General features: G+C 62.9%; 14 protein-coding genes and 1 pseudogene. 14 read left to right on the top strand and 1 reads right to left on the bottom strand.

Annotation, left to right across the window (positions count from 1 at the left end):
• Position 1: 1 nt before the first annotated feature.
• Positions 2 to 919: a LysR family transcriptional regulator gene (locus ACWKWX_RS06750; protein WP_483827281.1), complete on the bottom strand. Its 918-nt coding sequence runs from the start codon at positions 917 to 919 to the stop codon at positions 2 to 4.
• Between the two features lie 130 nt (positions 920 to 1049).
• Here ACWKWX_RS06750 and ACWKWX_RS06755 point away from each other — a divergent pair, with 130 nt between their 5' ends.
• The 14 genes and pseudogenes from ACWKWX_RS06755 (at position 1050) to ACWKWX_RS06820 (ending at position 12923) form a co-directional block, all read left to right on the top strand.
• Positions 1050 to 2237: an MFS transporter gene (locus tag ACWKWX_RS06755; protein WP_483827282.1), complete on the top strand. Its 1188-nt coding sequence runs from the start codon at positions 1050 to 1052 to the stop codon at positions 2235 to 2237.
• Between the two features lie 196 nt (positions 2238 to 2433).
• Positions 2434 to 3183, top strand: a complete 750-nt coding sequence (locus ACWKWX_RS06760) for an alpha/beta hydrolase (RefSeq protein ID WP_483827432.1) — start codon at positions 2434 to 2436, stop codon at positions 3181 to 3183.
• 249 nt (positions 3184 to 3432) lie between these two features.
• Positions 3433 to 3846: a helix-turn-helix domain-containing protein gene (locus tag ACWKWX_RS06765; protein ID WP_483827283.1), complete on the top strand. Its 414-nt coding sequence runs from the start codon at positions 3433 to 3435 to the stop codon at positions 3844 to 3846.
• The gene (locus tag ACWKWX_RS06770) at positions 3843 to 4151 is read left to right on the top strand and encodes an IclR family transcriptional regulator domain-containing protein (protein ID WP_483827284.1); all 309 of its coding nucleotides are present in this window, start codon (positions 3843 to 3845) and stop codon (positions 4149 to 4151) included. Before ACWKWX_RS06765 ends, ACWKWX_RS06770 begins: the two co-directional genes overlap by 4 nt.
• 84 nt (positions 4152 to 4235) lie before the next feature.
• Positions 4236 to 4640 carry a GlcG/HbpS family heme-binding protein gene (locus ACWKWX_RS06775; protein ID WP_483827285.1) on the top strand — a complete coding sequence of 135 codons (405 nt, stop codon included), beginning with the start codon at positions 4236 to 4238 and terminating at the stop codon, positions 4638 to 4640.
• A complete protein-coding gene (locus ACWKWX_RS06780) occupies positions 4637 to 5836 on the top strand; it encodes an MFS transporter (RefSeq protein WP_483827286.1) in 1200 nt (399 codons plus the stop codon). The genes ACWKWX_RS06775 and ACWKWX_RS06780 overlap by 4 nt, the downstream gene beginning before the upstream one ends.
• 116 nt (positions 5837 to 5952) lie before the next feature.
• Positions 5953 to 6196 (top strand): annotated as a pseudogene (locus ACWKWX_RS06785) (LysR family transcriptional regulator); the annotation flags it as partial.
• 525 nt (positions 6197 to 6721) lie between these two features.
• On the top strand, positions 6722 to 7621 hold the full coding sequence (locus ACWKWX_RS06790) for a LysR family transcriptional regulator (RefSeq protein ID WP_483827287.1): 900 nt from the start codon (positions 6722 to 6724) through the stop codon (positions 7619 to 7621).
• Between the two features lie 480 nt (positions 7622 to 8101).
• Positions 8102 to 8314: an AlpA family transcriptional regulator gene (locus tag ACWKWX_RS06795; RefSeq protein ID WP_483827288.1), complete on the top strand. Its 213-nt coding sequence runs from the start codon at positions 8102 to 8104 to the stop codon at positions 8312 to 8314.
• Positions 8315 to 8351: 37 nt separating this feature from the next.
• Positions 8352 to 9215 carry a ParA family protein gene (locus ACWKWX_RS06800; protein ID WP_483827289.1) on the top strand — a complete coding sequence of 288 codons (864 nt, stop codon included), beginning with the start codon at positions 8352 to 8354 and terminating at the stop codon, positions 9213 to 9215.
• Positions 9199 to 9456, top strand: a complete 258-nt coding sequence (locus ACWKWX_RS06805) for a type II toxin-antitoxin system HicA family toxin (protein ID WP_483827290.1) — start codon at positions 9199 to 9201, stop codon at positions 9454 to 9456. The genes ACWKWX_RS06800 and ACWKWX_RS06805 overlap by 17 nt, the downstream gene beginning before the upstream one ends.
• Positions 9449 to 11158: a ParB family protein gene (locus tag ACWKWX_RS06810; RefSeq protein WP_483827291.1), complete on the top strand. Its 1710-nt coding sequence runs from the start codon at positions 9449 to 9451 to the stop codon at positions 11156 to 11158. Before ACWKWX_RS06805 ends, ACWKWX_RS06810 begins: the two co-directional genes overlap by 8 nt.
• Positions 11159 to 11169: 11 nt before the next feature.
• Positions 11170 to 11730 (top strand): DUF2857 domain-containing protein, encoded by a 561-nt coding sequence (locus tag ACWKWX_RS06815; protein ID WP_262522836.1) that lies wholly within the window; start codon positions 11170 to 11172, stop codon positions 11728 to 11730.
• 2 nt (positions 11731 to 11732) lie between these two features.
• A complete protein-coding gene (locus tag ACWKWX_RS06820) occupies positions 11733 to 12923 on the top strand; it encodes an STY4528 family pathogenicity island replication protein (protein WP_483827292.1) in 1191 nt (396 codons plus the stop codon).
• Positions 12924 to 13065 lie beyond the last annotated feature (142 nt).

The raw sequence follows: 13065 nt of genomic DNA on the forward strand, positions 1-13065 counted from the left end.
GTCAGGATTCCCAAGGAGCCTGCCGCCACTGTTCGGCAAGAAACTCCACGAATGCGCTGACCCGGCGAGGGACGGGAGCACCTTGCACGCGCACCGCCTGGATTAGCACCGCAGGTTCGGCCCAGTCGGGGAGCACGCGCACCAGATCGCCGCTGCGCAGTTCTTCGGCCACGTCCCAGGTCTCGCGCAGCGAAATTCCCAACCCGGCCCGACTCCAGTTCCGCAGCGCATCCCCGTTGTCGCTGCGCAGATCGCCTGCCACTTCGACGTTCTCAGTTCTGCCGCTCCGCCCCGCATGCTTGAGTGTCCAGCGGTTCTGGCGCAGGCCCGGATAGGCGAACAACAGGCATTGGTGCCGCGGCAGTTCGCGCGGGTGCGCGGGAATGCCCATGCGCCGCAGGTAGGCCGGGGCCGCCACCAGTATGCGCCGGCTTTCGGCCAGCCGCCGACTGATGAGGCGCGAATCGGCCAGCCGGCCGACGCGCACGGCCAGGTCGAGATCGCTGTCATAGAGATCGACAACGTGATCGCTCAGTTGCAGATCGAACCCCAGTTGGGGATGGTGTTCGCGAAACGCGGCGATCGCCGGCGCCAGGTAGCGCGCTCCCAATGGAACCGGCGCCGTCACGCGCAGCGTGCCCGTCAGCGTCTGCACGCCTTCCCTGGCGACATCGGCAGCTTCATCCAGCAGCGCCAACGCGGGACGGGCGCGCTCAGCGACAGCCCGGCCTTCATCGGTGATGCGCAGCTGCCGCGTGCTGCGCTCGAACAGCCGCGCGCCCAACGCCTGTTCCAGACGTGCGATCTGCTTGCTGACCGTGGCCGGCGCCAGGTCCAGCGCGCGGGCGGCGGCAGAGAAGCCGCCGCAGTCCACGACCTTCAGGAACACCATCAGATCATCCAGGTTGCGTATCGTCATTTATTCCGATCCATCACAGATGTTTCTCCAATCTACTCCTTTTTGGAAGCATGTGACATCCCCAGAATGATGGCTGGATCACTGCGTTCGTCACGCCATCAGGCGACGAACCCCACCCTGGAGTCGCCACATGCCCGTAGCCATCTATGTTTTCACCCTTTGCGCCTTCGCCATCGGCTTCACCGAGTTCATCAGCATCGGTCTGGCGGCGTCCCTGGCCGACAGCCTGCAAGCGAGTGCCGCGCAAGTGGGGCTGGCGGTCACGCTGTATGCTGTCGGCGTGGTGATCGGTGCGCCGATCCTGACCGCGCTGGCGTCGGGATGGTCACGCAAGCGCCTGCTGCTGGTCGCTATGCTCGCCTTCACCGCCGGCAATGTGCTGGCGGCGCTGTCCACCGCTCTACCGCTGCTGTTGGCCGCGCGCCTGCTGTCGGGTCTGGCGCATGGCGTGTTCTTCGCGGTGGCCTCCAGCGTGGCGACGCGGCTGGTCGCGCCGGAGCGGGCCGGCGCGGCGCTGTCGCTGGTGTTCGGCGGCGTGACCGTGGCGATGGCGCTGGGCGTGCCGGCGGGCACCTGGCTGGGCAGCGTATTGCCCTGGCAATGGATCTTCGCGCTGATCGCGCTGTGCGGACTTGCGGGCGTACTGGGCGTTGCCCGTTGGATGCCCGCAGGCGCGGGCGACATTGCCAGCAGCGGCCCCGGTTTGCGCCAGTTATTAGCCCTGTTCGACCGCCGCCTGCTGGCGGGGGCTAGCCTGCCGCTGCTGTCCTATACCGGCTCCTTCGCCCTCTACACCTTCATCACACCCTTGCTGTTGCAGGTGACGCATACCGACATCCGTGGTGCGAGCTTGATCCTGCTGGCCTATGGCATTGGCGCGGCGATCGGCAATGTAGTGGGCGGACGGATGACCGATCGCATCGGTGTGGACCGCGCCTCGCTCTGGCTGCTGGCGGGCATCGCCGCCGTGCTGGCGCTGATCGGCTTGGCTCAGGGCAGCTTCGCGTTCATGGTGATCCTGGTCATGGCGCTGGGCCTGACCACCTACGGCGCCATTCCGCCGCTGCAATCGCGCATCCTGGGATTGGCACGCCGCCATCGGCCGCAGGCGCTGGACGTGGCGTCCGGGCTGAATATCGCGGCCTTCAATGCCGGCGTGGTCGTCGGGTCGATGCTGGGGGCGGCCAGCCTGGAGCACTGGGGCCTGACCAGCTTGGCTTGGGTCGGGCTGGCCGTGGCGCTGCTGGCATTGCTGACACTGGGCTGGCAGCGGCGTTTGCCGTCCATGCGCTTCACCGCATCCGCGCCAGCCAAGTGAAGGGCGCTGACATGGCCTTGCATCCCGAGGTTCGCGCCTTTCTCGACACGCGCCGCCAGACCGATTCCGGCATCGACTACGGCCGGATTGGCGCGGCGGAACTGCCGCCGGGTTCGCCATCCCGGCCAGCCCGGCCCCGCCGGGGACTGAACCGCTGCGGATCGAGAGCCGGCGCATCCCCACCCGTGCAGGCGGCATCCGGGCGCGCGCGTATGCACCTCCGGCTGGCGAACCTCAGCCGATCACGGTGTTCTTCCACGGCGGCGGCTTCTGCATCGGCGACCTGGAGACGGCCGACAGCCTTTGTCGCAGCCTGGCCATTCATTCGCACAGCATCGTGGTTTCGGTGGACTATCGGCTCGCTCCCGAGGCGCCGTTCCCTGCCGGTGTGGAAGATGCGCAGGACAGCGTGGCATGGGTAGCCCGGCACGCCGCATCCTTCGGTGGCGACGCCACGCGCGTGGCGGTGGCCGGGAACAGTTCCGGCGGCAACTTCGCAGCGGTCGTGGCGCAGTGGGCTGGCGATGAGCAGATCGACTTGCTCCATCAGCTCCTGCTGTTTCCCGTTACCGATATCAGTCGTGAGTCGGCGTCCTATGCTGCGTTCGCCGAGGGCTACTTCCTGACAGCGGGCATGATGCGCTGGTTCCTGCGGCACTACCTGCCTGCGGCTGGTCTGGCGATTGATCCGCGCGCATCTCCGCTGCTGCAAGGTGATCTGGCCGGGGTCGCGCCAGCGACGATCTTCACCGCCGAATACGACGTGCTGCGCGACGAAGGCGAAGCCTACGGGGACGCGCTGCGGCGGGCGAGCGTGCCGGCCCACTTCAAACGCTGGAATGGGCATATCCACGACTTCGCGCTGATGGCCGAGCACATCACCGATGCGGACACGACATTGCGGGAAGCGGGAGAAGCCCTACATCTGGCGCTGCACCTACGATAGCCGACATGGGAGGCTGCGATGGAATTACGACACCTGCGCGGCTTCCTGGCCGTCGCCGAAAAGCTGTGCCTGGACGTGTCGCCGAGCGACTGCACATCGCGCAGTAGCCGATGTCGCGCGCCATCAAGGAACTGGAAGAGAAAATGGGCGTGATGCAGTTAGACAGCGCACCTCTAGCCAGGCTAGTATTTTACGATGTCAAACTTTACCGCGTCCGGTATTCGGGTAGCGCTTACAGAGAAACGGTTCATGGTCGACGAAAGCCGGCGCATCCAGTCTTTGGAGCGAGCGATGCTGCTGCTCGAAGCCATTGCTGCGGCAGGAGGCGAAGCGCGCCTGATTGATCTCGCCGCGCAACTCAACCTGCACAAGAGCACGCTGCATGGGTTACTCAGCACCCTGGCCGCGATGGGATACGTTTCCCGTTACGGCACGCGGTACGCGCTCGGGTTGCGCCTGCGCGAGATTGCGCAGCCGTTGGCCGATGCCGATGCAGCCCTGCGCACGGCATTTACACCCGCGTTGCATGCATTGGCCGAGCGCAGTGGCGAGACCTGCTACCTGGCAGTGCCCTGCGGCACACGGGAATACCTTTACATCGATGCCCTGGAAGGTCCGGCAGCCTGCGTGTGGCCAGCCCACGTGGGCGTCGCGAAGGCTTGACCACATCGGCCATCGGCAAAGTCTTCCCCGCCCACGATCCCGCATTGGTACGCGGCCTGCGCCGGTCCGAATCAATGCCGGTGGCGCTGGAGAAGGAATTGGCGGCCATCACCGAACAGGGCTACGCCCTGGACCTTGAGGAAGCCGAAACAGGGTTGAACTGTCTGGCCCTGCCTCTGCGCCGGCAAGGACGTGTCGTTGCAGCACTTGGGGTGGCCGGGCCATCCCAGCGCCTGCGCAAACCAGCCCTGCGCCGCCTGGCCGCAACAGCCATGCGAGAAATGTTCGACATTCTCAAACTTTAGCCGCCAACCGGTCAAAGAGCCTTTCCCCGCAAGCCATCAGTGGGAATAATCGAAACCTCCTGCAATCTTTATGGAGTTTTCGCGATGTCTCACGCATTGAACGAATCGACCGTCCAGCACTCCATCGAGCGCGCCCAGGCACTCGCACGGGAACAGCACTTCGCCATCAACATTGCCGTCGTGGACGGGGCCGGCCTGCTACGCGGCTTCCTGCGCATGGACGATGCAGTGCCGGGTGGCATCGACGTGTCGATCAAGAAGGCCCGCACCGCCGCGCTGTTCCGTACCGACAGCCTGGAACTCGGCGCTACAGCCCAGCCGGGTGGTGCGATCTACACGCTGGAGGCGACCAATGGTGGCCTTATCAGCTTTGGTGGCGGTGTGGTACTGCGCGACGAACAGGATTGCGTTATCGGTGCCGTCGGCGTGGCCGGTGCCACGGTCGATGCGGACCAGGCCATCGCGTTGCACGCGGCGAGCCGGACATGACGCAGGCGCACCGTACCCATCCCGGTGTCTGGGCGCTGGCCGTCACGGCGTTTGCCATCGGCGTGGCAGAGTTCATCGTGGTCGGCGTATTGCCGGCTATTGCTGACGACCTGGGTGTGCCGATGGCTCGCGCCGGCGGGCTGGTCGGGCTGTACGCGCTGGCGCTGGCATTGGGCACGCCCATCGTCGTACTGGCACTGGCGCGGCTGCCGCGCAAGCCGCTGCTGCTGGCGCTGGTGGCGGTGTTCCTGGCCGGCAACCTGCTGTCGGCGCTGTCCGCAAGCTACGAACTGCTGCTGGTCGGGCGCATCCTGACCGCCATGGCGCATGGCAGCTTCTTTGCCATCGGCGCCACCGTCGCGGCGCGGCTCGCACCCGAGGGCCAAGCCAGCCGCGCCATCGCGGTGATGTTCGCTGGCTTGACCCTGGCGATGGTGATCGGTGTGCCGCTGGGTAGCCTGATCGGCAACTCGCTGGGCTGGCGCCTGCCGTTCTTCGCGGTGGCAGTACTGGCGGCACTGGCTTGGCTGGCGACGGCGCGCTGGGTGCCGGCGCTCCCGACGCCGGCAGCTGGCTCGGCGGGCAAGCAATTGGCGTCGCTGACCAGCCCGCCCATCCTGACGATGATGGCCATCACCGTGCTCGGCTTCGGCGCGAGCTTCGCTGCCTTCACCTTCATCACACCGATCCTGACCGAGATCACCGGCTTCTCGACGCATACGGCCAGCGGCCTGCTGGTGGTGTTCGGCATCGCCACGCTGGTCGGCAATCTCGCCGGCGGGCGTAGGGCAGCTAGCCTGGGCTGGACGTTGGCGCTGCGGCGCATGTTGGCTGGACTGGTGCTGGTTGCCTTGGCCGTGGCACTGCCTTGGAAGTGGGCGATGGTGCCGCTGCTGTTCGCCTGGGGCGTCCTCGCCTTCGGCATGTCGCCGGGTTTCCAGGCCGGCATGCTGGAAACTGCCAAGCGCTGGACACCGCGCTCGGTGGATTTCGCCTCGGCGCTGAATATCTCGGCCTTCAACCTCGGCATCACCCTGGGCGAGACGCTGGGCAGTGGCCTGGTCGCACAAGGACAAATGGCAATGACACCGTGGGCCGGCGTAGCACTGGCGCTGCTGGCACAAGCGCCGCTGGGGTGGCTGGCGCATAGGCATGCACGCACCGAAACCGATCCCGTTCAATCACAAGGAGGATGAAAGGAAGAACCCGAACTTGAAATCCGCCCGACCGAAGTCCCTGCCAGCAACGGGTTAAAAATTGATCCACTCACCATCACCACCAACGGTCCAAAACTTTTGCACCGTTGGTGACAGTACCGTTGTCGCAGCAAGTTAAGGGCCTGCACGATGCACCTGTACAACGTGGAATTTGCTCGCTCCGCTAAAGTGACAGATGGCAGCCCGTTTGGAGCGATCTACTGATGGAAACCGTACCTGTGCAGCCTCTCTTGCTTGGCCCACAAGTGCATCCCGGTGGAAGAACTTTTGCGCTATCCGCTGGTGCGGTGCTACCCGGTAGCATGCGAAGGTTATACCCGGCAGGTGGATCGCCTGCTGTGCCTGTATGCCGCGCCATCAGAGACGCTGACGCGCTCCATCAAAACGTGCAGGCGATCGAGTCGCTAGAGGCCACCCGATCAGGATATGCCCCGCTTCCTTAGTCCTCGCGATCGTACCGGAACAGGCAGTTCGCGCTACGCTCATATGACCAGACCCGGCTTTGTACAAGCCAGGCAGAACGCCCTCTTCGCCTCATGGGCGACGCTACTGATCGCGGCGGAGGGTTCGCACGAAGCGCTCTGTCTGCACGAGCTTTTTCTGTTCGGGAACACCACATCAGTACGACCGGCACATGAACCTGCGCCACGTGGCAACTGTGGTCAACTGTCGTACGTTCGTGAGGCAGGCCGATTCGTTGGCCCCATGCGCAGGCATGAGGAACAGTCGGGCGTCAATGATGGAAGCATCCAAACATGGGAAACTTTCTCAGCATGGTGGCTTTTCCGGTTCGTTTTCAAGCTCGAATTACAGCGTTCTGTCCGCTGTCGGAGAACCATTCCAACAACCAAAGGAAGAAACACCATGAGGATACGCCACCTGCACTATTTCCTGATCGTCGCCGAAGAACAGAGCTTTGCTCGCGCCGCAGAGCGGGTTCATATCGAGCCCTCGCCACTGTCCCGAGCCATCAAGGAGCTGGAGAACCAGCTCGGCGTCAGGCTTCTCCACCGCTCCAAGGGGCGCATACGGCTAACCTGGCCTGGCGAGGTTTTCCTCGAAGAGGCACGACGCATGCTTTCTTTCATGGATAACGCCAAGACACGCGTCCACTCTGCCTCGCAGGGCTATCGCGGCCGGCTGCGTATCGGCCTTACCGATAGCCTTGCTCAACCGCGGCTCACGCAGTTGCTCGCTCGATGCAGAGAGGAGGAGCCTCGCACCGAGGTTCGCATCACCGAAATGACTGTCAACCAAATGCTTCAGGCTCTTCGCCATGATCAGATCGATGTCGGCTTCACGGTGGACGGCGAAGCCACCGATGGATGCGTCAAAGAAATGGTCTGGGCCGAGCGCCCCGCGATTGCCATCCCCACCCACCATCCGTTGCTTGCCTTCGACAAGATCCCTCTGACCGAAGCTCTTCGCTATCCACTGATCCTTTGCCACCCGGAACGGTGCGCGGGCGGCCATAATGTCATTCGTCGCTGGTTCAATGATGGCGCATTGCCCACACTCTCCGTTGCCGAGTATGTTTCGGGCCATGAGCCGATGATCATGCTCGTCGCCGCAGGCTATGGCATCGGGATCGGCCTGGAGTCGCAGATTGCGCTCTACAGCCATCCCGATGTCATCATCAGGCAGGTCGTGGATGAGGTTCCCAACACGGCGACGTTCATTGTGGTCCCGGAGAAGCGTTCCTCCATAGAGCTGGAGCGCTTCATAAAGCGAGCGCAGGAAATCGGCAAAACCTCGGCCAGCTGACGCTTATGTCGGCACCATGATGCATGGCATCGTTGATGACGCCATGCTTTTTTTGTCAGCTATACGACCCAAAAAGTTGCTCCCGACACTCGCTACAAACAGGACACCTTGCGGCCAGATGAGATAGCCGGCGCGATTCTCGCGCCTGAAGCGCAACAGCCACATGTCAATACCTGTCAGTACAATTCGTCGGACTTTTTTGGTCCCCCGAACGGTGAAAACCGACGCCATCGACCTGCACATCGAATAGGCAGAGGGGTATCGGCTTTGCCTGTGCTTTATCAAGTCGCCTCAATTCCGAATATTGGCATTTCCAGGGATCGAGTTGACAGCGATGAGTTCTGAAACAGCACCAGGTTAATTGCAACCCATGAATGCGGTGGTCAGCACGATCCTATTGATTGATGTGTTCTGACGGTGACGCTCTTCTAATGCGGCTCAGACCCATGAAGATCCACCGAGCATCAAGGAGTGACCATCATGTTTCATCAGAACCCCGCTCCGGCACCGGAGCGGCGCATACTGCGCCGCGCAGAAGTTGAGGCAAAGACGGGCTTTAAGCGAGCCCACATCTACAGCCTCATGAAAGAGGGCAAGTTTCCCAAGGCCATGCGACTTGGCGTTCGCGCCGTGGGCTGGGACTCCGCCGAGATCGACCAATGGATCACCGACCGCCTTAAAGAGCGCGTCTGACCCTGCTCCCCATTTCCTTCACGAAGAGGAGCACGTCATGCAGGTGATTTCCGTCATCTCTACCAAAGGCGGCGTTGGCAAAACAACGATCGCCGCAAACCTCGGTGGCTTCATCGCCGACGCAGGACTGCGGGTGCTGCTTCTCGATCTCGACATACAGCCCACGCTCTCGTCGTACTACGAACTGGCTGACCGCGCACCCGACGGCGTCTATGAGCTGCTGGCCTTCAACGAGCGCGACATTTCGCAGTTGGCCTCGCGCACGGCGGTCGAGCGCCTGGACATCGTTCTGTCCAACGATCAGCACCGGCAATTGAACACGTTGCTGTTGCATGCCCCTGATGGCCGGTTGCGGCTGCGAAACCTCCTGCCGGCGTTCGAGCCGCACTACGACCTGGTTTTGATCGACACCCAGGGCTCCCGCAGCGTGCTTCTCGAAATGGCGGTGCTGGCATCGGGGTCCGCGGTTTCGCCAGTCACGCCCGAAATCCTTGCTGCTCGCGAAATGCGGCGTGGCACCGTGCAACTCATCCAGGATATCGGCCCGTATCGCCATCTCGGCATTGAGCCACCGCCCTTGCAGTTGCTGATCAACCGGGTGCCTGCCGTGTCGTCCAATGCCCGCCTGATCCGGCAGACATTGCGGATGATCTTCCGTGAGCAGACAGGCGTCCAGGTTCTGGAGACCGAAGTCCCCGCGATAGAAGCATTTCCACGTGCAGCAACGCAGAGTCTTCCGGCTCACCGTGTCGAATACCGGCGCCCGAAAGGCAGGCGCGCCCCTGCCGCACTCGACATCATCCGCTCCCTGGCCACCGAGTTATGCCCGCAATGGCGTGAGCGTTTCAACCTGGTCACCGGCAAGATCGGGAGGAGGCATTCTCATGTCGAACGCCCATGAGCTTGCGCGAGGCCACAAGCAACTCCTGCCTCTTATTGAATTTGCATTGAGCGAAGGCTGGGCTGTTTCGCGCACGTCGGGCGGGCACCTCAAGTTCATAAAGCCGGGATTGCCGCCGATATTCACGAGCTCGACAGCCAGCGATCACCGCGCCGGGCGCAACGCCCGCGCAATGTTGCGCCGCGCGAACCGCCAGAGTGCCGAAGCCCGTCCTGATGGAAAGGAGACCGGCCATGGCTGATATCTCCGAACAGGAAATGGCGGCGAAGCTGATGAGCGATGGCTTCGGCCGCACTGGCCCGGTGGCCGGCGCACTGACCGATCCGGTCGCGGATACCCCGATGGTCGTAACGCTTGATGAGTTGCGTCCGTACGAGCTTGATCCGCGCCTTACCCGTAACCCGCTCTATGACGAAATCAAGGCCTCGATCCGCGAACGCGGCCTGGATGCACCACCACCGATCACCCGCAGGCCTGGTTCAGCCCACTACATCATTCGCAATGGAGGCAACACCCGGCTGGCCATACTGCGTGAGTTGTGGACCGAGACCAGGGATGAACGCTTCTTCCGTATCGGTTGCCTGTTCCGCCCCTGGCCTGAGCGCGGCGAGATTGTCGCCCTGACCGGCCACCTCGCAGAGAACGAATTGCATGGCAGTCTTTCGTTCATCGAGCGCGCGCTTGGCGTCGAAAAAGTTCGTGAACTCTACGAGCAGGAAGATGGCAAATCGCTGTCGCAATCGGAGCTTGCCCGGCGTCTCAAAGCCGACGGCTATCCTGTTCCACAGCCCCATATCAGTCGCATGCAGGAGGCCATCCAATACCTGCTGCCGGTCATCCCGAACGTTCTCTACGGAGGGCTGGGCCGCCATCAGGTCGAGCAACTGACCGGCTTGCGCCGGGCCGGCGCCAGGATCTGGGAGGCACGCGCCGCGACCAAACAGGTGGATGTTGATTTCGCCACGCTGTTCCAGGACGTTCTTGCCGTCTTCGATGGGTCGCCCGGCAACTTCAACATCCAGCGCGTTCAGGACGAACTGATCGGCCAGATGGCCGACCTGCTCGGTGTGCTGTATGACACGCTCGCTCTCGAAATCGTCGACTCCGAGAAGCGCTGGCAAGTTTTGACCAGTGAACCCGCCGCGGCACCACCGGCCACGCCTGCCGTGGCGACATTACCGCAGGCCGCGCCTGCGCAACTTTCCCCGCCCACACCCTCGACGCCACCGCAGCGTGAGACGCCAGTCGCGGCATCAGAGTCCAGCCTGCAGGCGCAGCCTCCCGCATCTGACGATCAGCCGGACGATGAAAGCCAGCGGTCTGCGCTGCTTCAGGAGCACATTGTCTCGCCTGCTCCAACGACCGATCGCCTCCAGTCGATCCAGCGCCTGATTGCCGACCACACTGGAGAGGCGCACAACGACTTCGAAAGCAACGTCCTTCAGGCTATTCCCGTTCAGGTCGGCGGTCTGTATCCGATCTCGGATGTATGGCACATCGATCCCGGCCTGGACGAACCCGACCGTTTGCGTACGCATATTGCGCAGTTCGCACTGGAAATTGCCAGTGAAGCTGGCGTGGGAGACCATATCGTCCCGTCCGATGACGGCATCGGCTTCTCATGCGCGACCGATACCGAGCGCATGGGCTCGGCCGGCGCAATGGCGCTCCCCGGTGCAACCCTGACGCTACTGCACGTCCTGAGCGCGCCTTATCTGTCGGCCAGCGCCTCCCCGGCGCGTATCGACACTTCGCGATTGGCAGGAGATTTGGCAGTCCTGCTGCTGGGGATGGCACAGCGGGCTACCCCCTCTCGGGGCCAGTCCCATGTTCTGACCGACAACGGCCTGGTGAAACTGTTCCGGCTGATGCGGCTCTCGCGTCGACTGCTGGAGATTGAGGCAGGCACCATGGATGGCGATAGCGCCATGCCTGGGTCATGAGGGGAGGCGCCATGTCGAATCCCCATCCTCTCAATCAGGCAGTGATCGCGCAGGCGCTCCACGATTTGCGTAACGGTCAGTTGCGCCGCGCCAAGTCCATGGGATTTGAGGACGCGGATCTCGATGCACTCAAACATCCCGCATTGGCCAGCGCGCTGGCCAATGCCCTGGTTTCCTGGTGCTGCGTAACGGTCAATCGCGATGTCGTGCAACGACTGCTGCATCAGGCCGAGGACGTGACCCAGGAGGTGGTCAGGATCGACCGGTTGCTGCGCCTGGGCGCCAGTACGGAACTCATCAGCAAGTTCTTCGGCCTGACCCACCAGGAGATCGCCCTGCGCCGCGATATCATTGGCCTGCCGAAACGCAAGGGGCGCCACCCTGTCCTGACAGAAGAGCAGGATTGCGATCTATGGAACCGCTGGTCGGAAACCGTCAAGGAGCGCGGTGTGGCGCTGACCGACGAAACGGCGATGCTCGACATTGCCGCAGACCTTGCCGAAAGCATGAATCTGCCCATCTCAGTCATCTGGAGCGCCATCGGCAGGTGGATCGATGAAGGGCTGGTTTGAGCATGGACCGCTCACGCCGATCAAGCGGTCCCGTACCGCTGGGCGACCTTTTCGATCAGGCGCTTCAGCGAATGCAGGTTCACCAACCGCAGCCCGCACCGGACCAACCAGCCCCATCTCGCCAGACTGACGGTTTCATTTTCAGCGGCAATCGCCATGACTCCGTGCCTCGCGCTTTGCTCACCGACAATCGCCTGACGCCGCTGGAACGCAACGCCTGGCAAGTGTTCCGGTTGTTGCTCAACGACGATGGCATCACGGCTCTCCCGACCTATGACCAGCTTGCTCCCTGGCTGGCCTCGATGCCATGCGCCACCCGAGCCTCGCATGAAACGGTCGCCCGCGCGCTGACCCTGCTACGCCTCACTCGCTGGATCAGCCTGGTGAGGCGGCGGCGCGACCCCAGGACCGGGCGCATCCAGGGCAACCTCTATGTTCTGCACGACGAACCTCTCACGCCGTACGAAGCCATCCAGCTCGACGCCGATTATCTGGGGGTGGTCAGTCAGTCGCTGGACCACGCCAGCAAATCCATCCAGCGCGTCGGCGTCCACACGCTCAAGGAAATGATCGACGACCCTCTGCTCAGCGGCAGGGAACTGCCGAGCCGGCTGCAGGTGATATCGCGGCGTCTGGCCGCGCAAGGGTGGACTGAACCAGCGACTTATCCACAGCCTGGGGATAATTACGATTCCGAAGACGGGGAAGACGGCCTTCTTCGGAATCGTGACGCACCTTCTTCGGAATCCGAAGTGGGCGAAAAACCCCGGAAAACCGGCTCACTTCGGAATCCGAAGACCGATAGTACAGTACGTAAAGAAAAAGAAATAAAAGAAGTACGTACAGTACCGCGCGGGATGGGCATGCTTCGCCTTCCCGAGCGCTTCATGTCGCTCAAGGCAGAACAGCAATCGGGCGCATTGGCCGCGTTGCAGCCGGTTGATCCCGACCTGCATCAGGCTGTTCTCGATGAGTGGGATGCCCGCTGCCGTGCCAGCGCCGTGCGCAATCCGGCCGGTTACCTGTTTGGCATTATCCAGAAAGCCATGCGCGGTGAGTTCCGTGCCTGGGCTGGACAGAGAACGCCACCCGAGACAACAGGCGCACAGCCCGAGAAACCACGGCAACCCGTAGATCCGGAAGTGGCACAGGCCCATATCGCCCGGCTACGCTCGATGCTTCGCTTGTCGTAGGGCTTGCGTCTATCGGTGAGTAGTCGCGGCCATGCCAGGCCATTCGCGGGCGTCGACCATGACGAGGATATTCCACTCAGTTCCATAGTCGCCTATACCCCAGGTATAGCGAAACATGAAGCCTTCCAGCCTCGGTCATCAA

The organism is Pseudomonas imperatae (genome assembly GCF_057128625.1).